Origin of the sequence: Diaphorobacter sp. JS3050 (genome assembly GCF_013154915.1) — a bacterium.
In the GTDB taxonomy this organism is placed as follows: Bacteria; Pseudomonadota; Gammaproteobacteria; order Burkholderiales; family Burkholderiaceae_C; genus Diaphorobacter; species Diaphorobacter nitroreducens.
On the sequence record NZ_CP053553.1, the window covers coordinates 3,775,104 to 3,801,174 of the forward strand.

General features: G+C 66.7%; 27 protein-coding genes and 3 pseudogenes. 9 read left to right on the forward strand and 21 right to left on the reverse strand.

The features are described from left to right. Nucleotides 1-83: 83 nt before the first annotated feature. Nucleotides 84-1,001 carry a gamma-glutamyl-gamma-aminobutyrate hydrolase family protein gene (locus HND92_RS17955; protein ID WP_011807048.1) on the forward strand — a complete coding sequence of 306 codons (918 nt, stop codon included), beginning with the start codon at nt 84-86 and terminating at the stop codon, nt 999-1,001. Nucleotides 1,002-1,058: 57 nt separating this feature from the next. On the opposite strand, the gene HND92_RS17960 is transcribed toward HND92_RS17955, so the two are convergent. The 7 genes and pseudogenes from HND92_RS17960 to HND92_RS17990 all read right to left on the reverse strand — a co-directional run bounded on the left by HND92_RS17960 (nt 1,059) and on the right by HND92_RS17990 (nt 6,574). Next, entirely contained in the window at nt 1,059-1,532 is a 474-nt protein-coding gene (locus tag HND92_RS17960) for a peptidylprolyl isomerase (protein WP_011807049.1), read from the reverse strand. A 111-nt stretch (nt 1,533-1,643) separates the two neighbouring features. Beyond that, nucleotides 1,644-2,686, reverse strand: a pseudogene (locus HND92_RS17965) (pirin family protein). 264 nt (nt 2,687-2,950) lie between these two features. Then, the gene (locus HND92_RS17970; RefSeq protein ID WP_011807051.1) at nt 2,951-3,379 is read right to left on the reverse strand and encodes a VOC family protein; all 429 of its coding nucleotides are present in this window, start codon (nt 3,377-3,379) and stop codon (nt 2,951-2,953) included. Between the two features lie 42 nt (nt 3,380-3,421). Next, the gene (locus HND92_RS17975) at nt 3,422-3,832 is read right to left on the reverse strand and encodes a hypothetical protein (protein ID WP_172208872.1); all 411 of its coding nucleotides are present in this window, start codon (nt 3,830-3,832) and stop codon (nt 3,422-3,424) included. Between the two features lie 179 nt (nt 3,833-4,011). Next, on the reverse strand, nt 4,012-5,016 hold the full coding sequence (locus HND92_RS17980) for an SDR family oxidoreductase (protein ID WP_172208874.1): 1,005 nt from the start codon (nt 5,014-5,016) through the stop codon (nt 4,012-4,014). 171 nt (nt 5,017-5,187) lie between these two features. Further along, entirely contained in the window at nt 5,188-5,748 is a 561-nt protein-coding gene (locus HND92_RS17985) for a hypothetical protein (RefSeq protein ID WP_011807054.1), read from the reverse strand. Between the two features lie 64 nt (nt 5,749-5,812). Then, on the reverse strand, nt 5,813-6,574 hold the full coding sequence (locus HND92_RS17990; protein WP_172208876.1) for a tRNA-uridine aminocarboxypropyltransferase: 762 nt from the start codon (nt 6,572-6,574) through the stop codon (nt 5,813-5,815). Nucleotides 6,575-6,831: 257 nt separating this feature from the next. Here HND92_RS17990 and HND92_RS17995 point away from each other — a divergent pair, with 257 nt between their 5' ends. From HND92_RS17995 to HND92_RS18015, 5 genes are all read left to right on the forward strand, one after another. After that, nucleotides 6,832-7,662, forward strand: coding sequence for an IclR family transcriptional regulator (locus tag HND92_RS17995; protein WP_371814814.1), 831 nt, complete (start codon nt 6,832-6,834; stop codon nt 7,660-7,662). 79 nt (nt 7,663-7,741) lie between these two features. Continuing rightward, nucleotides 7,742-8,809, forward strand: coding sequence for a thiolase family protein (locus HND92_RS18000; RefSeq protein WP_253940068.1), 1,068 nt, complete (start codon nt 7,742-7,744; stop codon nt 8,807-8,809). A 5-nt stretch (nt 8,810-8,814) separates the two neighbouring features. Further along, nucleotides 8,815-9,192, forward strand: coding sequence for a Zn-ribbon domain-containing OB-fold protein (locus tag HND92_RS18005; protein ID WP_088888119.1), 378 nt, complete (start codon nt 8,815-8,817; stop codon nt 9,190-9,192). 181 nt (nt 9,193-9,373) lie between these two features. Beyond that, the gene (locus HND92_RS18010) at nt 9,374-10,360 is read left to right on the forward strand and encodes a tripartite tricarboxylate transporter substrate binding protein (RefSeq protein WP_172208880.1); all 987 of its coding nucleotides are present in this window, start codon (nt 9,374-9,376) and stop codon (nt 10,358-10,360) included. 203 nt (nt 10,361-10,563) lie between these two features. Next, the gene (locus HND92_RS18015; protein ID WP_172208882.1) at nt 10,564-12,651 is read left to right on the forward strand and encodes an acetate--CoA ligase family protein; all 2,088 of its coding nucleotides are present in this window, start codon (nt 10,564-10,566) and stop codon (nt 12,649-12,651) included. A 265-nt stretch (nt 12,652-12,916) separates the two neighbouring features. On the opposite strand, the gene HND92_RS18020 is transcribed toward HND92_RS18015, so the two are convergent. The 14 genes and pseudogenes from HND92_RS18020 to HND92_RS18085 form a co-directional block, all read right to left on the reverse strand. Further along, nucleotides 12,917-13,627: a glutathione S-transferase N-terminal domain-containing protein gene (locus HND92_RS18020; protein ID WP_172208884.1), complete on the reverse strand. Its 711-nt coding sequence runs from the start codon at nt 13,625-13,627 to the stop codon at nt 12,917-12,919. 14 nt (nt 13,628-13,641) lie between these two features. Next, nucleotides 13,642-14,403 (reverse strand): 3-oxoacyl-ACP reductase, encoded by a 762-nt coding sequence (locus tag HND92_RS18025; RefSeq protein ID WP_172208886.1) that lies wholly within the window; start codon nt 14,401-14,403, stop codon nt 13,642-13,644. A gap of 18 nt (nt 14,404-14,421) precedes the next feature. Further along, nucleotides 14,422-14,814, reverse strand: a complete 393-nt coding sequence (locus HND92_RS18030) for a VOC family protein (RefSeq protein WP_011807063.1) — start codon at nt 14,812-14,814, stop codon at nt 14,422-14,424. Between the two features lie 308 nt (nt 14,815-15,122). Then, nucleotides 15,123-16,415 carry a S1C family serine protease gene (locus HND92_RS18035; protein WP_172208888.1) on the reverse strand — a complete coding sequence of 431 codons (1,293 nt, stop codon included), beginning with the start codon at nt 16,413-16,415 and terminating at the stop codon, nt 15,123-15,125. A gap of 208 nt (nt 16,416-16,623) precedes the next feature. Beyond that, complete coding sequence (locus HND92_RS18040; RefSeq protein ID WP_172208890.1) at nt 16,624-17,181, reverse strand: ankyrin repeat domain-containing protein; 558 nt, start codon at nt 17,179-17,181, stop codon at nt 16,624-16,626. Nucleotides 17,182-17,261: 80 nt separating this feature from the next. After that, nucleotides 17,262-17,489 carry a hypothetical protein gene (locus HND92_RS18045; protein WP_172208892.1) on the reverse strand — a complete coding sequence of 76 codons (228 nt, stop codon included), beginning with the start codon at nt 17,487-17,489 and terminating at the stop codon, nt 17,262-17,264. Next, the gene (locus HND92_RS18050) at nt 17,486-17,911 is read right to left on the reverse strand and encodes a hypothetical protein (RefSeq protein WP_172208894.1); all 426 of its coding nucleotides are present in this window, start codon (nt 17,909-17,911) and stop codon (nt 17,486-17,488) included. Before HND92_RS18050 ends, HND92_RS18045 begins: the two co-directional genes overlap by 4 nt. Before the next feature lie 36 nt (nt 17,912-17,947). Next, nucleotides 17,948-18,247, reverse strand: coding sequence for a DUF1010 domain-containing protein (locus HND92_RS18055; RefSeq protein WP_172208896.1), 300 nt, complete (start codon nt 18,245-18,247; stop codon nt 17,948-17,950). 110 nt (nt 18,248-18,357) lie between these two features. Next, a complete protein-coding gene (locus HND92_RS18060; RefSeq protein WP_172208898.1) occupies nt 18,358-18,849 on the reverse strand; it encodes a hypothetical protein in 492 nt (163 codons plus the stop codon). Nucleotides 18,850-18,882: 33 nt separating this feature from the next. Further along, on the reverse strand, nt 18,883-19,410 hold the full coding sequence (locus HND92_RS18065) for a hypothetical protein (RefSeq protein WP_172208900.1): 528 nt from the start codon (nt 19,408-19,410) through the stop codon (nt 18,883-18,885). Nucleotides 19,411-19,415: 5 nt separating this feature from the next. Further along, nucleotides 19,416-19,715, reverse strand: a complete 300-nt coding sequence (locus HND92_RS18070; protein ID WP_172208902.1) for a DUF1010 domain-containing protein — start codon at nt 19,713-19,715, stop codon at nt 19,416-19,418. Between the two features lie 200 nt (nt 19,716-19,915). Further along, nucleotides 19,916-20,077, reverse strand: a pseudogene (locus tag HND92_RS18075) (nuclease-related domain-containing protein); the annotation flags it as partial. 269 nt (nt 20,078-20,346) lie between these two features. Continuing rightward, nucleotides 20,347-20,691 (reverse strand): DUF4124 domain-containing protein, encoded by a 345-nt coding sequence (locus tag HND92_RS18080; protein WP_172208904.1) that lies wholly within the window; start codon nt 20,689-20,691, stop codon nt 20,347-20,349. 4 nt (nt 20,692-20,695) lie between these two features. Next, entirely contained in the window at nt 20,696-23,641 is a 2,946-nt protein-coding gene (locus HND92_RS18085) for a DNA topoisomerase III (RefSeq protein WP_172208906.1), read from the reverse strand. A 110-nt stretch (nt 23,642-23,751) separates the two neighbouring features. On the opposite strand from HND92_RS18085, the gene HND92_RS18090 reads away from it, so the two are divergent. The 3 genes and pseudogenes from HND92_RS18090 to HND92_RS18100 all read left to right on the forward strand — a co-directional run bounded on the left by HND92_RS18090 (nt 23,752) and on the right by HND92_RS18100 (nt 26,034). Continuing rightward, nucleotides 23,752-24,393, forward strand: coding sequence for an SET domain-containing protein (locus HND92_RS18090; RefSeq protein ID WP_011807074.1), 642 nt, complete (start codon nt 23,752-23,754; stop codon nt 24,391-24,393). Next, a complete protein-coding gene (locus HND92_RS18095) occupies nt 24,390-25,247 on the forward strand; it encodes a biotin--[acetyl-CoA-carboxylase] ligase (protein ID WP_088888105.1) in 858 nt (285 codons plus the stop codon). The genes HND92_RS18090 and HND92_RS18095 overlap by 4 nt, the downstream gene beginning before the upstream one ends. 59 nt (nt 25,248-25,306) lie before the next feature. Beyond that, nucleotides 25,307-26,034 (forward strand): annotated as a pseudogene (locus HND92_RS18100) (SPOR domain-containing protein). Nucleotides 26,035-26,071: the final 37 nt, after the last annotated feature.

The window sequence follows — 26,071 nt, forward strand, 5'->3', positions numbered from 1 at the left end:
ATTCGCATCAAGCAAAACGCACAGCCGCGCTCTGCGGCTCGTTCCTACAGCGTGCGGGCAAGCGCGGTGTTACAACTGAGCCGATGACTGTCCTGCCGCCCTGGCTACAGCCCGACCGCATGCCGTCGGTGACGCCCTCCCAGCCGCGCCTGAAGATCGGCCTGTCCGCGTGCTTTTCGCATGCGGACCCGGGCCGGCCGCTGTTCACCAACAAGACCCTGCAGTACGTGGAGCAGTCCATCGCGCACTGGATCATGTCGGCCGGTGCGCTGGTGGTGATGGTGCCCTGCCCCACGGGCGAGACCGCGCGCGGCGACGTCACGCTCAAGCACTATGCCGAGTGGCTCGACGGCGTGGTGATGCACGGCGGGGCGGACGTCTGGCCCGGCAGCTACGGCGAGGTGCCGCTCAAGGACGCATGGCTGGGCGATCGCGTGCGCGACCTGTACGACCTGGCGGTGGTGGAGGCCTTCGAGCAGGCCGGCAAGCCCATCTTCGGCGTGTGCCGCGGGCTGCAACTCATCAACGTGGCTTTTGGCGGCACGCTGTACCAGGACATCGAAACCCAGCACCCCGGCGCGCTGCAGCACCGCAACCCGAGCACCTACGACCAGCACTTTCACGAGGTGGACATCGTGCCCGGCACGCGGCTGGCGCGGCTGTACCCGGAGCAGCCGCGCGTCACCGTGAACAGCATCCACCACCAGGGCATCAAGAATCTGGCGCCCGGCTTCGACATCGAGGCCTGGAGCTACCCCGACGGCGTGCCCGAGGCGATACGCCGCAACCCGAGCCACGGGCGCGGCTACATCGCGGCGACGCAGTGGCACCCGGAATTCCGCGCCAGCGCGGCGGTCACGCTGGACGACTCGCCGCTGCTGCACGACTTCCTGGCCGCCTGCAGCCGGGCGCGCGTGCTGCCCCGGCCCGGCCACAGCCCGCTGCAGATCCGCGACCGCGCGGAGCGCCTGCTGCGCCGCGCGCTGCTGCGCAGGCGCTAGCCAAAATGGCCGCTAGCGCTTGATGGGCAAGCGCTGACAGCTATCAATAACGCAGCATCAATGGTGGTGCCCATGCCCGCCATGCACATGGCGGTGGGCGATCTCCTCGGCCGTGGCGGCGCGCACCTCGGTCACCTTGCAGGCAAAACGCAGCGCCTTGCCGGCCAGCGGGTGGTTGCCGTCCAGGTGCACCACGGGGCCCTTGATCTTGACCACGTGGAACATCTGCGGCTGGCCGTCGGCGCCGGGCCCCTGCAACTGGCCGCCCACCTTCACGCCGGGGGGGAACTCGCTCTTGGGGATGGTGCGCACCAGGCTCTCGTCGCGCGCGCCGAATGCGTCCTCCACCGCCAGGTCCAGCGTGACGGCATGGCCCGGGGCCTGGCCTTCCAGCGCGGCCTCGACCTTGGGGAAGATGTTCTCATAGCCGCCGTGCAGGTAGGCCACATTGCCGGCATCGAGCGGCTTGCCCGTGGCGGGATCGGTGACGCGGTAGCTGAGCGTGACGGCGGTGTCTTGGGTGATGTTCATGGCTTGGTTTCCGTGGAGGGCGGCGGCGCGGGCAGGCGCCGCCGCAAGGCCGCCATTGTCCCGCACACGCCAAGGCCGCGCGGGCGGCCGGGCCGGCCGCTGCGCAGGCGTTCAGGCCTGCGGCACCTCGTCCTGCGCGCTGCCCGGGTGGCGCGCAAAGCGCCGGGGGCGCTGCCGTGCACCGGGTCGCTCGCGTCCCAGGGCCAGCCGCCGAACTGCGTGCGGCGAAAGTCCTGCATGGCCTGCATGATTTCCTGCTGGGTGTTCATCACGAACGGGCCGTACTGCACCACCGGCTCGCCGATGGGACGGCCCTGCAGCAGCAGGCATTCCACGGTGTCGCCGCCGGTGTTGACCAGCTCCAGCGCCCGATCGGCCGCCACCTCCAGCGCGGCATGGCCGCCCTGCGGCTCGCCGGCGATCGAGAGCCCTTCGCCCACGAACCAGTACAGCATGCGGCGCGTGCCCTGTCCGCGGGCCGCCGGCAGCGTCCAATGCGCGCCGGGCTCCATGCGCAGCGTCCAGATGGCGACGTCGGCGTCCGCCTGCGCGGCCCAGGACTCGGGGGGCGGCGGCAGCGGCGCACCGGCGCCGTCCAGCGCGCCGGCGACCACGGTGACCGTGGTGCGCAGGCCGGCCGCGTCGGCATGCTCCAGGCGCGGGATGCGTTCGTTCCACAGCATGGTGAAGTGCGGCCGCACCATCTTGTGGCGCGCGGGCAGGTTCAGCCAGATCTGGAACAGCTCCAGCGGGTTGGGCGCGTCGGTGTTCAGCAGCGGGAACATCTCCGAATGCATGATGCCCGCGCCGGCGGTGACCCACTGCACGTCGCCGCCACCGAAGCGCGCGGCCGCGCCCAGCGAGTCGGCATGGTCGATCAGGCCCTTGCGCACCAGCGTGACGGTCTCGAAGCCCCGGTGCGGGTGGCCGGGAAAGCCGGGCACGTGCTCGCCGTGGTACATCGAAAAGCCGTCCTTGCGGCTGAAGTCGCTGCCCATCTGGCGCCCTTCCAGCGCCACCGCCTGCACGCCCATGGCGCCGTTGCCGGCGGGATAGGCGTCGTCATGGTGGGCGCAGAACAGGAACGGATCGAGCGTGGGCCACAGCGGCCCCAGGGGCTGGGATTGCAGGACGGGACTGGCGCGGGTGTTCATGGGGTTCCTTTCCAAGGCCGGCGCGGCGACACGGCGCAGGCACTGTGCATCATGTGGGGACGGAAGGCCATTTGCCCAGCGGGCGCCGGCGCGACACTGCGGCCCATGCGTGGAACGATGGCAGCCCAATCTTCGAGCAAAAACCGTCGCAAAGGCAGTCGGGCTGAGCGCTGGCAGCTATCTTTTCATGAGCAACCTGGCGCCCTGTACGCGGGCCCGCAGCTCCAGCAGCGAAGGCCCGCCCGCGTCACCTGCCCCGCGCCTTCAGCCCGGCGCGGAGTCCGCCAGCACCATCCACGACACGCCAAAGCGGTCGTTGACCATGCCGAACGCGGGCGAAAAGAAGGTCTTGGCCATCGGCGCCACCACCGTGCCGCCGTCGGCCAGCGCGTCGAACCTGCTGCGCGCCTCCACCTCGCTGGCCACCGAGAGCGTGAGCGAGATGCCGTTGAACACCGGGTGGCCGCCCGCCATGCCGTCCGAGGCCATGAGGGTCGTCTCCCCCACGCGCAGCTCCGCATGCATGACCTTGTCGCCGGGCACGGCGGCCGACGCGGAGCATTCGCCCGCGGGCGGCTCGGGGCTGTCCCGAAAGCGCATCAGCAACTGCGTCTGCGCGCCCAGCGCCTGGGCGTAGAACGCCAGCGCCTCTTCGCAGCGGCCATCGAACATCAGATAGGGTTGGACTTGCATCGCGTTCTCCGCACAAAGGGCCGTGGGGTTGAAAGGCACCGCCTACGCCGCCACGCCGATGGCGGGCCGGGCCTGTCCGCGCGGGTCCAGCGCCACCTGGATCTGCGGCGCCCCGCGCACGTCGGGGCGGGCGCGGTCGCCCAGGTCCTGCAGCGCGGTGAACTGCCCGTCCAGGTACAGGAAGGTGATGCTGGCGGCGATGTGGGCCAGCGCTTGCCGCGCATCGTCAAAGCCTTCGGCCTCCACGCGCCCGTCGCCATCCAGCTGGTAGGCCCAACCCTGCGCCTGCGGTGCGAGGGCGCCCAGGTCGATGAGCTTGTCGCGCACATTGCTGGCGTACACGCGCCCGCCCGACGCGTACAGCGTGAAGGTGTGGGCGGGGTGGCTTTCGGCCGGCGACGGCGCGGCGTCGGTGGCGTCGGTGGCGTCGGTGTGGGAGGGGCGAGAGGTCATGGCGGCGTCCTGGCGGTGGCAGGTGGGATGCCGCGCCACACATGGTGCGGCCCCGGCAGCGCCATCGTAGGCAGCCGGCCGCGCGCGGGCTGTAGGAAAACGCCGGGCGCTGCTGCTTTGCATAAAAAAGGCCTGCAGCGCCCGCCCATCAAGCGCTGACAGCTATGTAAATAGGAGCATCAGCGCCGTCCGCGTCCCCACCACCAACCCACCGCCAGGCCGACCACACCGAGTACCGCCACCACCGTGGCCGATCCCGCCATGCGCTGACGGTGGCCGCCGTCGATGGAGGTCTGGTGCGAGGGGGCAAACAGATTGCCTTGGGTGAGCGGCGCGGGCGCTGCCCGGCGCAGCCCCAGGTCGCTGAACCAGCGCATGGCGCGCGCCGTGCCCTGCGGCGCCAGCGCATGCGCCACACGCCCGGGCATCGCGCCCAGGCCCAGCCAGGTGACGGCGCGCGGGTGGGCCGCATCGGCCAGGTCCACGATGGCCTGGGCCACCGCGCGCGGGTCCACCGTGGGCAGCGGCGGGCGGATGCGCCGGCCCGTGTAGTTGGCGCCGTGCGACAGGCCCGGCGAATCGACGAACGTGGGCGCCACGTCGCACACATGCACCTGGGGCAGGTCGACCACCTCGGCGCGCAGGCTTTCGGACAGGCCGCGCAGGCCGAACTTGCTGGCCGTGTAGGCGGCCGCGTAGGGCGCGGGCACCCAGCCGCCCAGCGAGATCAGGTTCACCAGCAGGCCGTGGCCCTGCGCGCGAAAGCGCGTGAGCGCCGCGTGCGCGCCGTGCACGTGGCCCAGCAGGTTGGACTCGATCACGCGGCGGTGCGCGGCCAGCGGCACATCGTCAAAGCGCCCCACGGCTCCCACGCCCACGCCGTTGATCCACACATCGATGCGCCCGAAGTGGCGCACCGCCTTGTCGGCCAGGGCCTGCACCGCGTCGGCGTCGGTCACGTCGGTGGGAATGCCCAGCGCCTGCCCACCCTCGGCGCGGCAGGCCAGCGCCACAGGGGCCAGCGTGTCAGGGTTGCGCGCGGCCAGCACCAGGCGCGCGCCGCGGCGCGCAAACGCCAGCGCCGTGGCGTGGCCGATGCCGCTGGAGGCGCCGGTGATCACCACCACCGGATTGGGCGAGGACGCGAAGACGCTGGACGGGCTGGCGGGCAAAGCTGTGGTCATGGTGCGGCGGGCCGCGCAGACGCTGCGCGGCGCAACGAAGGGCAAAACCCTATTTGTAACCGCGCTGGCGGCGCAACGGCGTAGGACAGCCGCCCTCGCGCGGCGCATTTGCATCCAAACAGCCCGCAGCGCTTGCGTATCCAGCGTGAAGCGCTATGGGTAGCACAGCATTCACGACAGCGGCTTGGTGCCAAAGCGCACCAGCAGCCCGCGCGGGGTGACGGTGATGCTCTCGGGCTGCAGGCCCATGCCGTCGGCCAGCGCCAGGTCTTTGTCACGCAGCTGGTGCAGCACCACCTCGCGCAGCGACTGGTCGGCCAACTGCTGGCCGTAGCGCTGCAGCATGCCGGCGGCAGAGGGCTGCACACCGTCCAGGCGCAGCGCGTTCACATGCAGGTCGTGCGCGCGGATGGTGCGGTCGGTGGGTTCGTAGCGCAGGCCGAAGTCCACATCGAACGCGCCCGTGTACCGCCGCGCCTGCAGCAGCGCGCCGCTGGCCGCCACGTCCAGCACGGCGTTGAGGCGGTTGCGCTCGGGCAGCAGCGTGAGTTGCGGCGTCTGCAACTGCAGGTCCAGCAGCCCGCCCAGCGGGTAGCTGCGCGGGAAACGCTCGGCCAGTGCCTGCTGCAGCTGCTGGGTGCTGATGGTGTAGCTGGGCTGCGCGCTGGCGCAGCCGGCGGCCAGGGCCAGGGCGGCGGTCAGTGCGTGCGAGAGGGCGAGTCGGCGGTGCATGGCGTTGTCAGCGAAAGACTTGGCATTGTGCGCAGCGCCGCGGCCCGCGGTGCAACCAACTGCGTCAACCAGTGTGTTGCGGGCCGGCCAGCGCGCGCAGTTGCTGGTGCGCAGCGCTGTCCAGGTCCACGGGGCGCTGGTGCTTGGCCAGCAGGTAGCGCTCGCTGAACACGTCCAGCCAGGCCAGCAGCAACGCGGCCGCGTGGGTGTCGCCCGCCTGCGCCAGGCACAGCGCCGCCACCTCGGCGGTGCAGAAATGGTCGCTGCGCTTGGAGCGGCGCAGCCGGTAGCGCGAGGCCTCGTCGCTGTGCAGGCTCAGCACCGGGAAGCGGTCCAGATAGGGGCTTTTGCGGAACATCTTGCGCGCCTCGGGCCAGGTGGCGTCCAGCAGCACGAACAGCGGGCGCGGGCCCTGCGGCGCAGCGGCGGGCGCAGCCGCGTCGGCCTGCGGCGCCACGGCCTGCACCACGCGCGCGGCCTGCGCGAACTCACCCGGGAACACCACGTAGGGCTGCCACTGCGGGTCGGCCAGCAGCGCCAGCAGGGCGGGATCGACCTCGGTGCGCGCCCAGCCAAACGCGTGGGTGTCGGGCACCAGGTCGGCGATCAGCCAGCCCGTGTTGCTGGGCTTGAGCGGCTCGGTGTCCGCCATCAGCAGGCACATACCCGCGCGCACCGCGGGCTGCGGGCGCAGCGCGCACTGGCAGTGGCTCAGCGGCAGGCGGCAGCCCTCGCAACGCTCGCGGCGCGAGCCGCCGCGCGCCAGGAACGGCTTGGCGCTGCGGGCCAGGCGCGCGGCGCGCAGCAGGGAAACGGCATGGGGCATGGAAGGGCGGCGTGCGCCGCAACGGGCGCGCACAAGGGTCGGCAAGGCGGCGATTGTGGGGCATGCGCGCGGCGCGGCCGCCGCTTTCATCAGGGTAAGCCCTCGCATCGTGGCGCAACTGTTTTAGCCATTGAAATTTGAAACACGGTCTTTGACCAACCACCGCACCCACACCTAAATTTCATGACAAATCACGTTTCATCCAAAGAAACACGCACCATGCCCCCACCCCCTCCAGCGCACGCCCCAAGGCCGTGGTGAACCACCTGCCCGGTGGCAGCACGTCCACCGTGGAGCGCGCCATGCGCGTGCTGCGGGTGATGTCCGAGGGCGGCAACGCACGCCTGACCGACATTGCCGCCGCGGCCGAACTGGACAAGGCCACCACGCTGCGCCTGCTGGAGGTGATGGTGCGCGACGGCTTCGTCGCGCGCGATGCGCAGAGCAAGCAGTTCTCGCTGGGGCCCGAACTCATGGTGCTGGGCGCGGCCGCGCTGCGGCGCTTTGACCCGCGGCCGCTGGCGCGCCCCAGCCTGCTGCGGCTGGTGGGCCAGTTCGAGGACAGCGTGGTGCTGTCCATCCCCAGCGGCGTGGAGTCGCTGTGCATCGACGTGGAGGAAGGCACCTACCCCATCCGCGCCAACTACCTGCGCGTGGGCAGCCGCCGCCCGCTGGGCGCCGGGGCCGGCAGCCTGGCACTGCTGGCCTGGATGCCCGAGGCCGAGCGCGAGGCGGCGCTGGAAATCCTCGCCAGCCAGATGAGCCGCTACCCGCGCATCACGCCCGCGCTGCTGCGCGAGCGCATCGCCGACGCGCGCGAACGCGGCCACGTGGTGCTGCTGGACGTGGTCGTTGAGCGCATGGGCGGCATCGCCGTGCCCGTACTCGACCCCGAGGGCCGCCCCGTGGCGGCCCTGAGCATTGCCGCGCTGAACGACCGCATCCTCGCGCGGGAAGCCGCCATGGCCCAGGCGCTGATGCGCGAATCCACCGTATGCCAGGTGCGCTGGTCCGAGGCCGTGCGCACCAGCCGCCGCCAGGCCGGCGCAGCCTCCCCCTCAAGAACCCTCCCGGAGACCCTGCGATGACCCCACCCTCCCCGCCTACCTGCGCGGCGCGGGCAGCACACCCTTTGGCCGCCACGAAGGGCGCGGCGCGCTCGACCTGATGGCCGGCGCCGCGCACCAGGCGCTGGCCAGCGCCGGCCTGGCGCGCGCCGACATCGACGGCGTGCTGTGCGGCTACGCCACCACGCTGCCGCACCTGATGCTGTCCACGCTGTTCTGCGAGCGCTTCGCACTGGCGCCGCACTACGCGCACAGCATGCAGCTGGGCGGGGCCACGGGCGCGGCCATGCTGATGGCCGCGCGTGAGCTGGTGCGCTCGGGCCGCTGCCGCAACGTGCTGGTGGTGGCGGGGGAGAACCGCCTCACGGGTCAGTCGCGCGACAGCTCCATCCAGACCCTGGCCCAGGTGGGCGACGCCGACTACGAGGTGCCCAACGGCGCCAGCGTGCCCGCGTACTACGCGCTGATGGCCTCGGAATACATGCACCGCACGGGCGTCACCAGCGCCGACCTGGCCGAGTTCGCCGTGCTCATGCGCGCCAACGCCGCGCGCCACCCCGAGGCGCACCTGCGCACGCCCATCACCCATGCCGAGGTGCTGGCCGCCAAGCCCATCGCCGCGCCGCTGTCGCTGCTGGACTGCTGCCCCATTTCCGACGGCGCCATGGCGTTCGTCGTCTCGGCCGAGCCCGGCCCGCACGCCCCTGTGCGCCTGGCGGGCGCGGGCCAGGCGCACCGCCACCAGCACCTCACCGCCATGGCCGACGTGATGCGGTGCGGCGCATCCGATGCCGCCGCCCAGGCCTTTGCCGAGGCCGGCCTGACCCCTGCGGATATCGACTACCTGGGCATCTACGACTCGTTCACGATCACGCTGGTGATGCTGCTGGAAGAGATCGGCTTCGCGCCGCGCGCCGGCGCCGCCGCACGGGCCCGCGCGGGCGACTTCGCGCCCACGGGCACGCTGCCGCTGAACACGCACGGCGGCCTGCTGTCGTTCGGCCACTGCGGCGTGGCCGGCGGCATGGCCCACACCGTGGAGGCCTGGCGGCAGATGACGGGCCAGGCGGGCGAGCGGCAGATCCGCACCCCGCAGCGCGCCTTCATCCATGCCGACGGGGGCGTGATGTCGTCCCACGTGAGCCTCATTCTTTCAACGGAGGGCTGACCGCCATGACCTCACTGGCAACCCCTTTCAACGACGGCCTGCGCGCGGGCGTGGTGCGCTTTCAAAGCTGCGCCGCCTGCGGCCATGCCCAGACCCTGGCGCGCTACGCGTGCCAACGCTGCGGCCACGAGGGGCTGGACTGGCGCGACGCCGCCGGCACCGCCACCGTGCGCGCCACCACGGTGGTGGCGCGCGCGCCCTCGGAGGACTTCCGCGCGCTGGCGCCCTACACGCTGGCGATCGTGCAGCTCGACGAGGGCCCGCGCCTCATGGGCCACGCGGCCGCGGGCGTGCAGATCGGCGAGCGCGTGCGCGCCGAATTCTTCGAGCACCTGGGCCGGCCGCTGCTGCGCTTCGTGCCAGATGAAGCAACACCCCCCTGAGACGCTTCGCGTCCTCCCCCCGCTCTCGCATTGCTGCGCAACGCGGGCAGGGGGACGCAGCCCTCGCTGCGGGGCGGCGCGGCCGGCCCAGGCCCTTGCTCGGCTGTCCTGGTTTCGGTTGCGCCAGTTGCATCGGCCGCGCTTTTCATCCATCGACTGAAAGATCACAAGGAGACAAACCATGCCATTCACCTCTTTACACCGCCGCCGCTTCACGGGCCTGGCCTGCGCCGCGCTGTGCGCCGCCGCCACGCCCTTTGCCTGGGCCAGCGACTACCCGAACAAGCCCGTGAAGCTGGTCGTACCCTACCCGCCCGGCGGCCCCACCGACATCGTGGCGCGCGTGGTGGCGCAGAAGCTCCAGGAGCAGATGGGCCAGCCCTTCGTGATCGACAACCGCCCCGGCGCGGGTGCCAACATCGGCGCCGAAGCCGTGGCCCGCAGCCCCGCGGACGGCTACACGCTGGTGGTGGCCACCACGGCGCATGCCATCAACCCCTCGCTGTTCAGCAAGCTCAACTACTCCATCACCAAGGACTTCGCGCCCGTGTCGCAGCTCACCAGCGGGCCGCTGGTCATCGTGACCCACCCCGCCACGCCGGCCAACAACGTCAAGGAGCTGGTCGCGCTGGCCAAGTCCAAGCAGGGCGGGCTCAACTACGCATCGTCCGGCAACGGGCAGTCCACGCACCTGTCGGCCGAGCTGTTCAGCGCGTCGGCCGGCGTGAAGATGGCGCATGTGCCGTACAAGGGCAGCGCGCCCGCACTCACCGACGTGATGGGCGGCCAGGCGGACCTGATGTTCGACACCATGCTCTCGTCCATGCCGCACGTGAAGGCCGGCAAGTTGAAGGCGCTGGCCGTCACCAGCAGCCAGCGCTCGCCCAGCGCACCGGCCATCCCCACGGTGGCCGAGTCCGGCCTGCCCGGCTACGAGGCCATCGCCTGGAACGGCGTGCTGGCGCCCGCGGGCACGCCCAAGGAGGTGGTGGACCGCCTGAACGCCGAGCTGAAGAAGGCGCTGGACAACCCCGAGGTGAAGCAGCGCTTCGAGGCCCAGGGCTTTGCCGCCGCCTGGAACACGCCCGCCGCCTACGCCGGCTTCCTGCAGGCCGAGGTGGACAAGTGGGGCAAGGTGGTCAAGGCCTCCGGCGCCCGGATTGACTGAGGCCCGCTGAATGGCCGCGCCGCGCGCCACACGCTCGCCCCGCTGGGCGCTGCGGGGGCGGCGCGGCCGGCTTCAGGCCCCGGGCGGGTTGCCGCCGAGCTGGCGTGTGCTGGCTGCCTGCGCCGCGCCCCTGTCCCTGCCATTGCATTCCACGCCCCTGCCAGCGGCGTGGCGACTGAACGCCCAACGTCTCGCGACCCATCATGTCTGACCTTCTTACCTCCGCACTCAACCCCCGCTCGGTCGCCATCGTTGGCGCCTCCGAGAACATCCACAAGATCGGCGGCCGGCCCATCCACTACATGCAGCGCCACGGCTACCGGGGCACCATCTATCCCATCAACCCGGCGCGCGAGGAAGTGCAGGGCCACAAGAGCTACGCCGGCCTGGCCGCGCTGCCCGAGGCGCCCGACCTGGCCGTGATTGCCGTGGGCGGCGACAAGACCGTCGCCGCGGTGGAGGAATGCGCCGCACGCGGCGTGAAGTCCGCCGTGGTGATCGCCTCGGGCTTTGGCGAGACGGGCCCCGCCGGGCGCGAGCTGCAGGACCACATGGTGGCCACCGCGCGCGCCGCCGGCATGCGCCTGTACGGCCCCAACACGCAGGGCCTGGCCAACTTCGGCACGGGCGCCATCGCGGGCTTTTCCACCATGTTCATCGAGGTGCCGCCCATGGACGGCCCGGTGGGCATCGTGAGCCAGAGCGGCGGCATGAGCGCCATGGCCTACGGCCTGCTGCGCGGGCGCGGCCTGGGCGTGCGCCATGTGCATGCCACGGGCAACGAGGCCGACGTGACCGCGTCCGAGATGGCCTGGGCCGTGGCGCACGACCCCGACGTGCAACTGCTGCTGCTGTACCTGGAGAACATCGCCCACCCCGAGATGCTGGCCGCCACCGCCGCCTTTGCGCGCGAGCGCGACCTGCCCATCGTCGCGGTGAAGGCCGGGCGGTCGGCCAGCGGGCAGAAGGCCGCGTCGTCGCACACGGGCGCGCTGGCCAACGAGGACCGCACGGTGGACGCCTTTTTCAAGCACCACGGCATCTGGCGTGTGCGCGACCCGCATGAGCAGGCGCGCGCCGCGCACGCCTACCTGAAGGGCTGGCGCCCCGAGGGCCGCCGCCTGGTGGTGATCAGCAACTCGGGCGCCAGCTGCGTGATGGGCGCCGACGCCGCCGAAGACATGGGCCTGTCCCTGGCGGAGCTGAGCCCCGCCACGCAGGCCGAAGTGGCCGCCAAGCTGCCGGGCTTTGCCACCGCCAGCAACCCCATCGACGTCACCGCCGCGCTGCTGTCCAACAGCGGCCTGTTCGGCGACGTGCTGCCCGCCGTGGCGCAGGACCCGGCGGCGGACCTGTTCTTCCTGAACATTCCCGTGGCCGGCGCGGGCTACGACGTGGACCGGTTCGCCCGCGACGCCGCGACCTTCGAGGCCGCGACGGGCAAGCCCGTGGCCGTGGCCGCGTGGCAAGAGAGCGTGGCCGCGCCCTTTCGCGCCCACGGCATTGCCACCTTCCCCAACGAGGGCGAGGCCATCGCCGTGCTGGCCCAGGTGGCCAGCCACACGGAACGGATGCGCCAGCCGCGCACGACCTGGCCCGCATTGCCCCAGGTGCAGGTGCCTGCCGACGCGCAAGGCTTTCTGAACGAGGTGGACAGCCTGGGCCTGCTGGCGCGCCACGGCGTGCCCACGGTGCCCATGCACCTGTGCCGCACCGCCGACGAGGCGCGCGCGGCGTTCGACGCCCTTGGCGCGCCCGCGGTCGTCAAGGCCTGCTCGGCCGAGGTGCCGCACAAGTCCGAGCACGGGCTGGTGGCCCTGAATGTGCAGACACGCGAGCAGGCGGCCGAGCTGTTCGAGCGCTTTTGGGCCCAAATGGATGCGATGGGCGTGCAGCGCGACGGCGTGATCGTGGCGGCCACGCGCAAGGGCCAGCATGAATTCATGGTGGGCGCGCGCATGGACCCGATCTTTGGCCCCGTGGTGGTGGTGGGCGACGGCGGCAAGTACGTGGAAGCGCTCAAGGACTGCGCGGTGCTGCTGCCCCCGTTCTCCGAGGCCGACGTGCAGGCCGCGCTGCGCACGCTGCGCATCGCCCCGCTGCTGGATGGCGTGCGCGGCGAGCCGCCGCTGGACGTGGCCGCCCTGTCGCGCGTCGCCGTGGCCGTGGGCCAGGTGATCGCGGGTGCCGGCGGCGCCATTGCATCGCTGGACTTGAACCCGGTGATGGTGGGCGCCGCAGGCCAGGGCGCCGTGGTGGTGGATGCGCTGGTGGAAGTATCAAAAGCATAGCTGCTTGCGCTTGCTACATAAGCGCTAGAGCCGTTTTTGACCATGAACCGGCGCGCTGGCCGGGGCGCGGCGCACGCCCACCGCTGGTGCGTGCGCTTGCGCTGCTCAGCGCCAAGTGCGTGGCGGCTCGCCGCGCCACGCGTGCGCCCTAAGCGGGGTGAGCCTCGGGCGGGTCAGCCCCGCACCGGGATGCCCCGCGCCGGGATGCCCCGCGCCGGGATGCCCCGCGCCGGGATGCCCCGCGCCGGGTCAGCCCCGTGCCGGGTTAGCCCCGCGCCGGAATCTCCAGCCCCCGCTGCACGGCGGGGCGTGCCACGAAGGCCGCCAGCACGCGCTGCACCTGCGGGAAGGCGTCAAAGCCCACCAGATCGCCCGCGCCGTAGAAGCCCACCAGGTTGCGCACCCAGGGGAACACGGCGATGTCGGCGATGGTGTAGTCGTTGCCCATGATCCAGTCGCGGCCCGTCAGGCGTTGCTCCAGCACGCCCAGCAGGCGCTTGGACTCGGCCACGTAGCGGCCCAGCGGGCGCTTGTCCTCGTAGTCCTTGCCCGCGAACTTGTGGAAGAACCCGAGCTGCCCGAACATCGGCCCCACGCCACCCATCTGCCACATCAGCCACTGCAGCGTCTCGTAGCGCGCGGCAGCGTCCTGCGGCAGAAAGCGCCCGGTTTTCTCGGCCAGGTAGACCAGGATGGCGCCGGACTCGAACAGCGCCAGCGGTTGGCCGCCGGGGCCACCACCTGGGCCATGGGGGTCGAGGATGGCGGGGATCTTGTTGTTGGGGTTGAGCGCGAGGAACTCGGGCGAGAGCTGGTCGTTGGTCTCGAAGCTCACCAGGTGCGGCTCGTACGGCAGCCCCGTCTCTTCCAGCAGGATCGACACCTTCACGCCGTTGGGCGTGGGCAGCGAATACAGCTGCAGCCGGTCGGGGTGCGCGGCGGGCCATCTGGCCGTGATGGGGTGGGTCCATGCCATGGGCGACTCCTTTTTCAATCCTTGACGAGGCCGCAGTCCACCACCAGGTTCTGCCCCGTCACGGCGCGGCCCCAGGGCGAGAGGAAGAACAGCACCGCGTCGGCAAACTCGGCCGGCGTGGTCACGCGGCGCAGCGGGGTCATGCTGGCGATCAGGTCGAACACGGCCTCGGGCGTGGCGCTGCTGGCGTCGGTGGTGCGCAGCAGCCCGCCCGACACCATGTTCACCGTGACGCCATCCGGCCCCAGGTCGTGCGCCGCCGTGCGCGTGAGCGACAGCAGCGCGGCCTTGGCCGCCGTGTAGTCGTGGTAAGGCACCACCGGGTTCTGGAACAGGTTGGTGCCCACGTTCACGATGCGCCCGAAGCCCTGCGCGCGCATGGCGGGCAGCGCGGCCTGCATGGTGTTGAGCGCGCCCTTGACCGCGCCCTCGATCTGCTGGCTGAAGCGCTCCCAGGTGATCTCGCCCAGCTTGGGGCGCGCATCGCCGTCGAACGAGAACTGCGCCAGCGCGTTGTTCACCACGGCGCTGATGGGGGCGCTGGTGCGCTCGCGCGCGGTGGCAAACAGGCGCTGCACGGCGGCGGCGTCGGTCACGTCGGCCTGCAGCGCGATGGCGCGCGGGCCCAGCTCGTCGGCCAGCGCCTTGGCGGCGGCATCGCTGCGGTGGTAGTTGATGACCACGCCCGCGCCCTCGCGCGCCACGGCGCGCGTGATGGCCTGACCCAGGCCCCGGGCGCCGCCCGTGACCAGCACCCATTGTTCAGACAGTTGCATGCGTGAACGCTCCGGGGGTCAGGCGGCCTTGGGCGGGCGGTGCAGCACGCACAGCTTGTTGCCGGCCGGGTCGCGCAGGTAGGCCAGGTACAGCCGCCCGCCCGGCGCATGCTCGCGCCAGCCCGGCGGGTCTTCACACGTCACGCCGCCGCTGGCCACGCCTGCCGCATGCGCCGCATCCACCTGCTCGGGCGACTCGGCCGCAAAGCCCGTGGTGGCGCCGTTACCAAAGCAGGCCGGCTCGCCATTGATGGGCGCGGAGATGGCAAAGGTGTTGCCCGCGTGGCGCCAGAAGGTGCGGCCCTTGGGGTCGGTGAAGCCAGGCTTGCAGCCCAGGGCGCCCAGGAAGGCGTCGTAGAACTGCTTGGATTGATCGGGGTTGCTGGCTCCCAGCATGACGTGGCTGAACATGGGGGGTGGGTCTCCTTGGTGAAATGCTTGGTGGGCACCTGGAGGACAGGCGCGCGGCACATGCGCCGCGGGCACAGATAGTAGCGGGCGAAGCGCTGGGCCGCAGGAAAGCGACAAGGAGGTATCAACCAGCAGTCCCTGCTTGTGCAGCCGATGATCGTGGGACGAGTCGTATACCTAACGCCGTTAGGTAAGCTGCGCCGGAACGCGAAGCGTGGAGGGCACCAAAAGCGCAGCTTTTGGCGTCAGCTTGACCGTACTGTTAGGCTTGTTGCGTGATGCTATGTTTGTGGACACTAGTAAGACTTTTATTCTTTAATGTTAAGTGCATCAAGAGCATCGCCAATTGGTATAAAGAAATTGATTCCTTGACCTGCACCATTTAGCTGCACGCCAGAGACAGTCATCCCAATTACCTGCCCGTTCTTCGTGACTAAAGGGCCTCCACTGTTGCCGGGACGTACATTAACATCACTTTGAATGAATTTCTTCCCGCCTTCATCTCTATATTCGCTAATTATCCCTTTGGTGACCGTGCTTCCGTATTCGTCACTTAATGGGCTGCCAATCGCAAAAACTTCAGAACCAATTGAGGGAAGCTCTCGTTTTATGCTGAAGTATTTGGGTAAGGATGCGTTGATTTTGATGGCGGCAACATCTCTCCCCGAGTTGTATGCAATTACCTCGCCTGAAACCTCAAAACCTGAACCAAACTTAACAACCAACTTATTTGAATCCCCAATAACGTGATGATTTGTTAGGATCAAGTTTTCGCCAATAACAAATCCACTACCGTGTCCTTTTCCTGCATAGACAGTAACAACACCATCTTTCCATATCGATGCGTCATCTTTCATGGGTGTGGCTTTGCCTGGGGTTGCTACTACACCACCAGTGGTTTTGAATGTGGTTTCTTTCACGGTTTGACCACCTCGGATAATTATTTCCCTAAACTTTTGATCTGCCAGAAGATTGCGTGCAGCTTGGGCGAAGGCATTGAGGACAACGGTTTCTCCTCCCCCACTTGATGCATCAGTTACCTTTGATGAGCCTTCTGTTCCAACAGAGTGAACGACAGATCGATCAAGTTTTGAGTAAATTTGCCACTCAACTTTGACAAATGCCTCGCCTTTGCTGCTAGTAAAGTTTCCAAATCCTGCCATTGGATAGCAAATATTTGCCTTAAGTTCTTTTATGAGTCCGGCGACAAGTATTTCCGACTTCCAGCTTGATGGGTCCTCAAATAGAGCTGAGGTGTCCCCAACTGTTTTGAATGAGTATTTTTCTAGCTCATCCTTGAATGCATCGGTGAATTCATCAGAATCAATACTCAGTTTTCCGCCTTTCCAGTTTAATTCACCTTGACCAACGCAAAGTAAACCTGCCTGAAGTGCCCCAATATGCTCTCCTCGTTTTAGTTTAACGACTATTTTGCTCAGTTGTATTGGTTTTGAATTTGCTGCAGCAGTAATGTCGAGTGAGTCCACAGGCTTGTCGGCAACTTCCTTAACTACTGCTGGGGTTGCGCAGCCAGCGAGGAAACCTATTGTGGCTATAGACACAGATATTGATGTGAATTTCTTGAGGAAGTGCCTGATCATGTTAATCCTTTGAATAAGTAAGTGATTTTGATATTTCTGTCGAATAGATATTACGTCTGTATTGTGTGACGCCTAACGCCCAAGGTAAGCGGCGCCGGAAGGAGCGCAGCGAGTGGAGGGCACCAACAAGGCCCATAAAAATGGCGAAGCCATGGACCTTGTTGGCGTCCGCTTGGCCGACCAGTTAGGCGCGACTTCTGTAAGCACTTTATGCCTTACGAGAAAGCATTGACTCGCCGTCCATGCCGCATGGTGGGTTGAACGTCCCGTGCCAACCCACCAAGACACGACCAAGGGAGTCTGTGAAGTACGGTGAGCCCTTGGTAATTCTGACCAGTCCCCCGCCATAGGCGACGAACAGTTCAGTGCTGGCTCTTGCTTCTGTTGCCTCGCTCCACCGGTTGCTGCTCGGCAGAACGTCCGGGTCAATCGGCGGTTCCCATAGCGTGTTTCTGCCGACAGATGCGTTCCTAAGGAAGGTGGCAAGTTCGTGATGCCCCTTCTGCGCGGCAATTTCTGCTGGAGTAAGAGAGTCATGGGTCTGTGCCTCGGTCGATGCACCAAGGCCAATCAACGCACGACATGCTTGTTCATTGCCAAAGTAGGCAGCCTGATGAAGAAAGCTCCACGACGAACCAGGCTTTGAATAGCGACTACAGCGTTTAGCGAGAACAGTGGAGTTCTCCCATTCAGATAGAAGGCGATCCCATTCCCCGGACTTCGCCGCTTGATATGCCTTTTCAATCACGCTTTGTAGTTCGCTCATGTTTGCCTAGATGCAGTTTTTGAGTGGCCTAACACCTGAATTAAGCCGCGCCGCGAAGCGGCGTCGGCTTGAATGAATTGTTAGGCATCACCCGAGTCCTCGTGACGAATATAAGCGCCAAATAGCAACTTGATCTTTGTTGCAACCACCAAATCTGCTGTGATGATTTGGAAGGTGGAAATGCCATTGCCATGTTCTGGATGTACAGATGTGCGTGAATCGCTCAAGGACGACACCGATTCAATAGTGCTTGCGGCATTGTCAATGGAGTGATCGACTACGAGATAGAAGCTGTAGCTGCTGATCATTTTTTCTTGAATGCATCAACCATAGGCGACCCGATCCGGCTGAGCATGACGAACTTGGCGTTGGAGTTGCCTGGAAGCTCTTGCTCCAATGCGACCAGTGCTTGCATTAACTGTGGGTTGGAATCGCCCCGCGCCATCAGTTGCGCCGCATGCTCTGCATTTGGCTCACCGAAGATAACGGAGAACAAGCCCCTGCAGTTTGGTTTGAGGAAATTGGATTCGCCTGATTTTTCCGACAGCATGTCCATCATGGCCATCAGGCGACCAATAAAAACGGGGTCTTTCGCAAGACTTGCCGGTAGCGGCCAACCCTTCTCAATGCTGAAGTATTCCCGAGCTGCACATATCAGATCAAAGCACTGTCGGCCAGCAACCGAGCGAGGAGGTGAAGGCTTGCCGCCGCCGAAGAGCTTCGAGAACATGTTCTATCCACCTCGCGAAATGTTTGATTGTGATGCCTAACGGCCAAAGTAAGCGGCTGGCCGTAGGCCAGTCCGCTTGACTGCAGAGTTAGACCCGAAGGCCAAAAGGGAGCGCCTGGATTTGAAGACGCACGCGACCCACGAAAATGCGCTGCGCCACGGAAGCGGCGAAGCGCTGCAAGAATGATAGCTGCTAGCGCTTGACTGGCAAGCGCTAGTGGCCAAAAAGGCTTGGAACTGACACCAAGCCAGCAGGCGAAGCCCGGCGAGCGGCCTAAACCCCAAAGCAGAAACCTTTGAGAAAGGCAAAACCCTGGAATAAATAGTGGCCTGCATAAAGCGGGTGATGGGACTAACGACCTGAGTTCAGCCGCCGCCGGAGGCGGTCGGCTGCGACGAAATGTTAGAAACTCTTAATTTCATCGATTTAAAAAATAGACACGCTATTATTTCGCAACCTCAATAATTGCAGGTGCCTCAAATCGATTTCCTTTTGTGGAGACGGCGAATATTTTTGCATTTTTCTCATCGCCTAACCGAATGTCATCAGTGAGCTGCCATTGGATTTTAAGAAGATCTGCGATCTTAAATATTGCTTGTTCCCCAGGGGATAGATTCTTTGCATCCTTTGGGCCCGAGTAAAAAGCATGTTTTGGCAAATCAAAATCCTGATACCCAACCTCAAGTATTTTTACGGCTGTATTTCCGATATTCGTCACTAGAATGGCTGATTCAAGCAACTCTCGTTCCTCTACTCCGCTAATCATACGTAAATCCAATGGATTTAATGGATGTTCATCCTGCGCCATTTTCAGTTCAATTTTTATTCTCTCCTCGACAGTGTCCTGTCTTATTTGGTATTGAACATAGCCGGTGGCAACTGAGACTGCGAGAGCAAGAATAGACATTCCAAGAGAGAGTGCTTGATATTTATCCATTATTTTTTTCGTAAATTACTTGGCAAAGTTCTTCTAACTAGAATTCTGCGCCCGCTCAAGAAGCTCCTTGAACAGCTTTTCTTGTAGTTCAGGCGTAAGTCCCGCAGCAGCAGCCGCAGGCGCAACAACGAACGAGAGCTCATCATCAGCCTTCGACAATTGGTCGCACCACTCAATGAGCTCATCGAACATCTTCCTCCGACCTGTCGCACTCACGAACATCTCTGAGCGTTCGCGGAAGTAATGGTGAGCCAGATAGTTGCGCAGCTTCAATGCTGAGGCAAGATCTTGAGCAAGGTTATCCGGTACGGCTGCAACGGCTGATAGCGATTTGATTAGCTTTCCAAGAGTCAGCTCAAACTTGGAGTCCATAAAGTAATCAACTAAGCCTTCCCACTGAGCTCTGCTCTTGACCTTGTGACGCTCATTTGGAATGAGATCGAGCATCACCAGGGCATTGACCAATCCGTGCTCTAGGCACTGTGCCTGATAGATGGCCAAGCCAAACCGTGCATAGATCTCCTTGACTTGCTCTGCGTGATCTCCCGGAAATTCATCCATGATCTCTAACGGCCAAGGTAAGCCGCCCGCCGTAGGCGGGTCGGCTTGAACGCAGGGTTAGACCCGAAGGCCAAAAGGGAACGCCCTGACTTGAAGAAGGGCGCGGCCCACGAAAAAGCGCTGCGCCACGGAAGCGGCGCAGCGCTGCAATAAAGATAGCTGGTAGCGCTTGACTGGCAAGCGCTGGAGGCCAAAAAGGCTGCAAATTGGCGCAGCGCATGCAGGCGAAGCCCCGCGGACGGCCTAAACCCCAAAGGAGAAACCTTTGAGAAAGGCGAAGCGCTGGAATAAATAGCGGCCTGCATAAAGCGGGTGATGGGCCTAACTAGGATTAGACAATCGTACGAACGCAGTCAAAGGCGTGCCAAACACATGTGCGGCGCATACAGCACCGCATATTTCTGAGCGTTGTAGAAATTTAGACCGCCTAAAATTTAGCCGATGCACACGCACTGCGTTCCTCCCTTTTATTCCGTGATGCTGAAACATTGAATTAAGCGCGAGGCACTATCACGCATTCGGTGAAGGTCTGCTTGGGGCCGATGGGTACGTCCCACCACAGCAGGTAGTCGTCTTCGAGTTTCTGTTCCAGCCGCTCGGCCAGCCTGCGTTCACCCGACTGCATGCGTCCCGCGCATGAGCCAAGTGCGGGTATCAACGTCGCCATTCCTTCCCCGCCCGTCCTATTTGTTTCGGATTGAAACCTTATAGGCGGCGAAGCTGACTCCAAACTGACGAAACCCCCAAGCCTGCGGCATCCGGCTGCATGGGGGCACGGTGCGCGGCTTAAGATGAAAACAGCCCCTAGCGCTTATGCAGTAAGCGCTAATAGCTATTCAATCAGGAGCAATTTGAATTCAGGGCGTCAAATGCCCGACAGACACGGCGCCGCACCAAACGCAGGGGAGCACCCCCCGGCGGCGCGGCAAAGCTCGCTCAGCGCGCCGGCAGGGACGTGACCGCCCCGTCCACCGTCTGCTCGCGGCTGCCCCGCGGGCACGGTTGGTCGGTGTAGATCACGCGGCCATCGGGTTGCTGGCATTTGCGCGGCTGCGCCAGGGGCGCCGACGCGGCACCGGCCGCGCCCTGTGCAGCGGGGGCGGGCCGGCCGGCCTTGCCCGGCGGCAGGGTGTCGGGGCCGGGGCGGGTGATCTTGCGCCACGCGGCCCAAGGGGCGGCGTGGGGCGTCCATTGGTCTGCCGTCCACCACGCGGCGGCGGCGCCGGCAATGACGGCGGCGGCCAGGCCGCCCCAGAAGATGCGCTCGCCGCGGCTCAGCATGGCGTCAGGCCAGGTGCTGGCCCAGGATGCCGGCCAGCTCGAACATGCCGATGCGGTCCTTGCCGAAGACGGCGCGCAGCTTGTCGTCGGCGACGATGGTGCGCTTGTCCTGCGGGTCCTGCAGGTTGTGGGCCTTGATGTAGTCCCACAACTTCTTGACGGCCTCGGGGCGCGCCACGGGTTCAGTGCCAATCACGGCGGCCAACTGGGCGCTGGGCGCCTTGCCGGCGGCGGTGCTGGCCTTGCGCGGGGTCTTGGCGGCCGTGGTTTTGGCCGCGGCCTTCTTGGCGGCGGCCTTGGTGGCAGGTTTAGAGGCTTTTACGGCTCCAGCGCCCGTCCCGCGTGCGCTGGCAGCTCCTGTTTTTGCAGCAGCCGTCTTGCGCGGCGGGTATTTGGATTCGCGCTGCTCGAACTCGAAGTTGACCTTGCCCGCCTCCTTGTCCCAGGCCAGGAAGGCCTTGAACGCACGGCGCGTGCGCATGCTGACGAACTTGTCCAGCAAGTCGGTCTTGCCGGTGGCAAGCAGCTTGCTCATCTGCGTGCGCTCCACGGGCTGCTGCAGGATGACCTTGCCGCTCTTGAAGGTGCACGACGGTGTGGGTTGCTGGGCGGTGGGCACGGCCTTGCTGCACACGTAGTTGCTGCCGTGCTCGTACACATGGGCGCCACAGACGGGGCAGCTTCCTAAGCTCTCCTGTCCGGCAAAGTCCACGATCTCGCCCGATTCCTCGGCGTTTTTGTCGTCGCCAAAGTCGAATTCGAGCTTGTAGTTGCCCGCCTCTTCGTCGCGGGCGATGGTGACCTCGGCCACGAAGGGCCAGCCGGCCTTGGAACGAAAGCCCTCCAGCGGGCCGATGCGCCGGTCGCGCAGAAGCTGTTCGGCCTCGGCGGTTTCAAACGTGCGGCCCGCGGGCGACTTGGTGAACGAGAAGCCGCAGCCCTCGCCCGCGCCACTGGCGCCGGTGCAGGCGTAGCGGCGGTAGTTTTCTTTCACCACGCCGCCGCAGTTGGGGCAGGGCGTGGCCAGCGTGGCGTAGTCGCCGGGGATGGTGTCGCGGTCGTATTCCTTGGCCTTCTTGACCAGTTTCTCGGTCATGGCCTGGATCTGCTGCATGAAGGCCTCGCGGCTCAGCTGGCCCTTTTCCATTTGCGCGAGTTTGAATTCCCACTCGCCCGTCAGGTCGGCGCGGCACAGCTCCTGCACATCCAGGCCGCGCAGCAGCGTCATGAGCTGGAAGGCCTTGGCCGTGGGGATCAGCTCGCGGCCTTCGCGCAGCATGTATTTTTCGGTCAGCAGGCCTTCGATGATGGCGGCGCGCGTGGCGGGCGTGCCCAGGCCTTTTTCCTGCATGGCGCTGCGCAGCTCTTCATCGTCGATCTGCTTGCCGGCGCTTTCCATGGCGCCCAGCAGCGTGGCTTCGGAGTAGCGCGCGGGCGGCTTGGTTTTAAGGCCCTTGGCCTCGGCAAACTCGGTGTGCGTCATCTCGCCGGGCTTGACGGGCACCAGCGGCTGGCCCTTGTCGCCGGCCTTGCCGTCTTCAACCTCGTTGGCGGCCTCCTTGCCGTAGATGGCCAGCCAGCCGGGCTTGACCAACACCTTGCCCTCGGTCTTGAAAGAATGGCCCACCACCTGGCTGATGCGCGTGGTCACCTGGTACTCGGCACTGGGGAAGAACACCGCCATGAAGCGGCGCACCACCAGGTCGTACAGCTTTTGCTCGGCCTCGGACAGGCCCGAGGGCGCCTGCAGCGTGGGGATGATGGCAAAGTGGTCTGACACCTTGCTGTTGTCAAAGATGCGCTTGCTGGGGCGCACGTAGTTGTCTTGCAGGGCCTGGCGCGCAAACGGGGCCAGGTGGCCCATGGGCGAGCCGGCCAGCATCTCGAAGGTCTGGCGGGCGACGGGCAGGTAGTCCTCGGGCAGCGCGCGCGAGTCGGTACGCGGGTAGGTCAGCGCCTTGTGGCGCTCGTACAGGCTTTGCGCCAGGGCCAGCGTGGTCTTGGCGGAGAAGCCGAACTTGCCGTTGGCCTCGCGCTGCAGGCTGGTCAGGTCGAACAGCAGCGGCGATGCCTGGGTGGTGGGCTTGCTTTCCTCGGTGACGGTGGCGGCCTTGCCGCGCACGGCGTCGGCGATGTCCTTGGCCTGGTGGTACGACCAGACGCGGTCGGCGCGGGCCTCGGGGTCGTCGCTCTTCTTCCACTTCGGGTCGAACCACTTGCCCAGGTATTCGCCGGCCTCGGCATGAAAGCCCGCGTGGATTTCCCAGTAGTCGCGGCTGACGAACTTGCGGATTTTTTCCTCGCGCTCCACCACCAGCGACAGCGTGGGCGTCTGCACGCGGCCCACGGTGGTCAAAAAGAACCCGCCGTCGCGCGAGTTGAAGGCCGTCATGGCGCGCGTGCCGTTGATGCCCACCAGCCAGTCGGCCTCGGAGCGGCTGCGCGCGGCGCTGGCCAGGCCCTGCATCTGCTGGTCGCTGCGCAGGTTCTCGAAGCCGTCGCGGATGGCCTGGGGCGTCATGCTCTGCAGCCACAGGCGCTTCACGGGCTTGCCCAGCCCGCCCTTGGCGCCGCCGGCGTACTGTTCGATCAGGCGGAAGATCAGCTCGCCCTCGCGGCCCGCGTCACAGGCGTTGACCAGTTCGGTCACGTCCTTGCGCCTGGCCTGCTTGACCACCGCGTTCAGGCGGCTCTTGGTCTTGTCCACGGGCTTCAGGTCGAAATACGGCGGGATCACCGGCAGATGGGCAAAGCTCCACTTGCCGCGCTTGACGTCGAATTCCTCGGGCGCCTGGATCTCCACCAGGTGGCCCACGGCGCTGGTGACCACGTAGCGCTCATTCTCGAAATGGTCCTCGTGCTTCTCGAACTTGCCGGCAACCGGCGTGAGGGCGCGCACGATGTCCTGCGCCACCGAGGGCTTTTCTGCAATTACCAGTGTCTTGGTCATTTTGTGGGTCTCTTACGCCATACCGCGCCCTGCTGGCGCTTCTACAATCCGCCTCACACGCGCGCACGCGCACGCATGTGTGCACACATTCAAAGTAACAGAGTTTCCCCATGCCCCGCACCGCTTCCACCGCTGCCCCCATGCCCGCCGCCGGTCGGCGCATCCAGACCCGGCGCTCGGGCGTGCATGGCAAGGGCGTGTTCGCCGTGCAGGACATTGCCGAGGGCGAGGTCCTCGTCGAGTACACGGGCGAGGTCATCAGCTGGCAGGAAGCCCAGGACCGCCACCCGCACGACCCCGCGCAGCCCAACCACACCTTCTACTTCCACGTGGATGAAGACCGCGTGATCGACGCAAAGTTCGGCGGCAATTCCTCGCGCTGGATCAACCACAGCTGCGACCCCAACTGCTTTGCCGACGAGCGCGATGGCCGCATCTTCATCACCGCGCTGCGCAACATCCGCGCGGGTGAGGAACTGAACTACGACTACGGCCTGATCATCGAAGAGCGCTACACGCCCAAGCTGAAGGCCGAATACCCCTGCTGGTGCGGCAGCAAGAATTGCCGCGGCACGCTGCTGGCGCCCAAGCGCGGCTGGGCGCCGCCGGGCCTGGCACCCCAACCTCCCACCGAAAAAGCCGGGAAGGCCCCAAAGACCCGCAAGGCCGAGGAAGCCAAAGGCAGCGGCAAAGCCGGCAAGCCCGCCAAATCCGCGAAACCCCGCCAGGGCCGCAGGAGCGCCCAGCGGTGAGCCCCGCCGCCACCCCCGTGCGCTGGCCGGCCGAGGCCCTGTGGGAGGCGATTGCGCCGCTGCTGCCCGGCTTCACCGTAGAGGTCCTGCCCAGCATCGACTCCACCAACAGCGAGCTCATGCGCCGCGCGCGCGACGGCCGGCTGGAGCCCACGCTGCTGGTGACGGAGGAGCAGACCGCCGGCCGCGGCCGCCTGGGGCGCGACTGGCACAGCGCCGCCACCTACCGCGACACCGGCGTGGTGCCCGCGCTCACGTTTTCGCTGGGCCTGCCGCTGGCGCCGCACGACTGGTCGGGCCTGTCGCTGGCCGTGGGCGTGAGCGTGGCGCAGGCGCTGCAGCCCGTCCTGCCCCCCGAAGGCAGCGGGCACCCGCGCGTCCTGCTCAAGTGGCCCAACGACCTGTGGCTCCAGGATGGGCGCAAGCTCGGCGGCATCCTGGTGGAGACGGCCACCCTGACCGCGCCCGGCGCGGCCGTGCCGCCGCTGGTGGCGGGCCAGAGCCGCTACGTGGTGGTGGGCATCGGGCTGAACGTGTTGCCCGTGCTGGCCGACGGGCTGCGCACGCCTCCCGCGTGCCTGCGCGAGGTGGACACCACGCTCACCGCGGCCAGCGCGCTGCAGCGCATCGCGCCGCCGCTGGTGCATGCGCTGCTGGGTTTTGCCGAGCATGGCTTCGCCCCCTTCCAGGCGCGCTTTGCGCAGCGCGACCTGCTGGCCGGGCGCGCCGTCACGCTGAGCGACGGCACGCAGGGCACGGCCCATGGCGTGACCGAGGACGGCACCCTGCTGGTGCACACCGCGCGCGGCATGCAGCCCGTCACCAGCGCCGAGATCAGCGTGCGCCCGCAATGACCGCCACGCCGCGTTCCCCGCGTTTTTTGCGCGCCCCCCGCACCCTGAAGGACTGAGCCATGCTGCGCCTTGCCGTCGTGCTTCTGCTGCTGGCCAACGCCGGCTACTACGCCTGGACGCAGGGGCTGCTGCGCGGCTGGGGCCTGGCGCCGGTGGACGAGTCCGAGCCGCAGCGCATGGAGCAGCAGATCGCCCCGCAGAACCTGCGCCTGCTGTCCCAGGGCAGCAAGGGGGCCGCGTCGTCCGCGGCACCGGCGGGCCCGGCGTCTTCCGCGCCGGCCTCGGCACCCGCCAGCGGGGCGGCGGCGTCCCCCGCAACCGCCGCCGCGCCCGCGGAGCCCCGGCCTGCCTGCAGGCGGGCGTGTTCGACGCGCGCCAGGCCGACGCGCTGCGCCAGGCGGCGGCCGTCTTGCCCGAGGGCAGCTGGACCCTGGAGCCCACGCCGATCACGGGCCGCTGGATGGTGTACATGGGGCGCTTTCCCGACGAAGAGGCGGTGGCCAAGAAGCGCGCCGAGTTGCGCGCGCTCAAGATCCCCTACGACCGGCCCGGCGCGGCACTGGAGCCGGGGCTGTCGCTGGGGCGCTTTTCGACCGAGGAGGCCGCGCAGCGCGGCATGGCCCTGCTGGCCAACCAGGGCGTGCGCACCGCGCGCGTGGTGCAGGAGCGCGCCGACGCGCCCGGCTTCATGCTGCGCCTGCCGGCCGTGAACGACACGCTGCGCACCCGCCTGGACACCACGCTGCAGCCGGCGCTGGCGGGCAAGACGCTGCGCCCCTGCGCCTGATCCCTGGCACGCCGCCAGCGCGGTTTGCCGGCCGCGG

Excerpts from the sequence above, each read along its gene's own strand:
- HND92_RS17955 (WP_011807048.1), top strand. The coding sequence starts at position 84 with ATGACTGTCCTGCCGCCCTGGCTACAGCCCGACCGCATGCCGTCGGTG.
- HND92_RS17960 (WP_011807049.1), bottom strand. The coding sequence starts at position 1,532 with ATGAACATCACCCAAGACACCGCCGTCACGCTCAGCTACCGCGTCACC.
- HND92_RS17970 (WP_011807051.1), bottom strand. The coding sequence starts at position 3,379 with ATGCAAGTCCAACCCTATCTGATGTTCGATGGCCGCTGCGAAGAGGCG.
- HND92_RS17975 (WP_172208872.1), bottom strand. The coding sequence starts at position 3,832 with ATGACCTCTCGCCCCTCCCACACCGACGCCACCGACGCCACCGACGCC.
- HND92_RS17980 (WP_172208874.1), bottom strand. The coding sequence starts at position 5,016 with ATGACCACAGCTTTGCCCGCCAGCCCGTCCAGCGTCTTCGCGTCCTCG.
- HND92_RS17985 (WP_011807054.1), bottom strand. The coding sequence starts at position 5,748 with ATGCACCGCCGACTCGCCCTCTCGCACGCACTGACCGCCGCCCTGGCC.
- HND92_RS17990 (WP_172208876.1), bottom strand. The coding sequence starts at position 6,574 with ATGCCCCATGCCGTTTCCCTGCTGCGCGCCGCGCGCCTGGCCCGCAGC.
- HND92_RS18000 (WP_253940068.1), top strand. The coding sequence starts at position 7,742 with ATGGCCGGCGCCGCGCACCAGGCGCTGGCCAGCGCCGGCCTGGCGCGC.
- HND92_RS18005 (WP_088888119.1), top strand. The coding sequence starts at position 8,815 with ATGACCTCACTGGCAACCCCTTTCAACGACGGCCTGCGCGCGGGCGTG.
- HND92_RS18010 (WP_172208880.1), top strand. The coding sequence starts at position 9,374 with ATGCCATTCACCTCTTTACACCGCCGCCGCTTCACGGGCCTGGCCTGC.
- HND92_RS18015 (WP_172208882.1), top strand. The coding sequence starts at position 10,564 with ATGTCTGACCTTCTTACCTCCGCACTCAACCCCCGCTCGGTCGCCATC.
- HND92_RS18020 (WP_172208884.1), bottom strand. The coding sequence starts at position 13,627 with ATGGCATGGACCCACCCCATCACGGCCAGATGGCCCGCCGCGCACCCC.
- HND92_RS18025 (WP_172208886.1), bottom strand. The coding sequence starts at position 14,403 with ATGCAACTGTCTGAACAATGGGTGCTGGTCACGGGCGGCGCCCGGGGC.
- HND92_RS18030 (WP_011807063.1), bottom strand. The coding sequence starts at position 14,814 with ATGTTCAGCCACGTCATGCTGGGAGCCAGCAACCCCGATCAATCCAAG.
- HND92_RS18035 (WP_172208888.1), bottom strand. The coding sequence starts at position 16,415 with ATGATCAGGCACTTCCTCAAGAAATTCACATCAATATCTGTGTCTATA.
- HND92_RS18040 (WP_172208890.1), bottom strand. The coding sequence starts at position 17,181 with ATGAGCGAACTACAAAGCGTGATTGAAAAGGCATATCAAGCGGCGAAG.
- HND92_RS18045 (WP_172208892.1), bottom strand. The coding sequence starts at position 17,489 with ATGATCAGCAGCTACAGCTTCTATCTCGTAGTCGATCACTCCATTGAC.
- HND92_RS18050 (WP_172208894.1), bottom strand. The coding sequence starts at position 17,911 with ATGTTCTCGAAGCTCTTCGGCGGCGGCAAGCCTTCACCTCCTCGCTCG.
- HND92_RS18055 (WP_172208896.1), bottom strand. The coding sequence starts at position 18,247 with ATGCAGGCCACTATTTATTCCAGGGTTTTGCCTTTCTCAAAGGTTTCT.
- HND92_RS18060 (WP_172208898.1), bottom strand. The coding sequence starts at position 18,849 with ATGGATAAATATCAAGCACTCTCTCTTGGAATGTCTATTCTTGCTCTC.
- HND92_RS18065 (WP_172208900.1), bottom strand. The coding sequence starts at position 19,410 with ATGGATGAATTTCCGGGAGATCACGCAGAGCAAGTCAAGGAGATCTAT.
- HND92_RS18070 (WP_172208902.1), bottom strand. The coding sequence starts at position 19,715 with ATGCAGGCCGCTATTTATTCCAGCGCTTCGCCTTTCTCAAAGGTTTCT.
- HND92_RS18080 (WP_172208904.1), bottom strand. The coding sequence starts at position 20,691 with ATGCTGAGCCGCGGCGAGCGCATCTTCTGGGGCGGCCTGGCCGCCGCC.
- HND92_RS18085 (WP_172208906.1), bottom strand. The coding sequence starts at position 23,641 with ATGACCAAGACACTGGTAATTGCAGAAAAGCCCTCGGTGGCGCAGGAC.
- HND92_RS18090 (WP_011807074.1), top strand. The coding sequence starts at position 23,752 with ATGCCCCGCACCGCTTCCACCGCTGCCCCCATGCCCGCCGCCGGTCGG.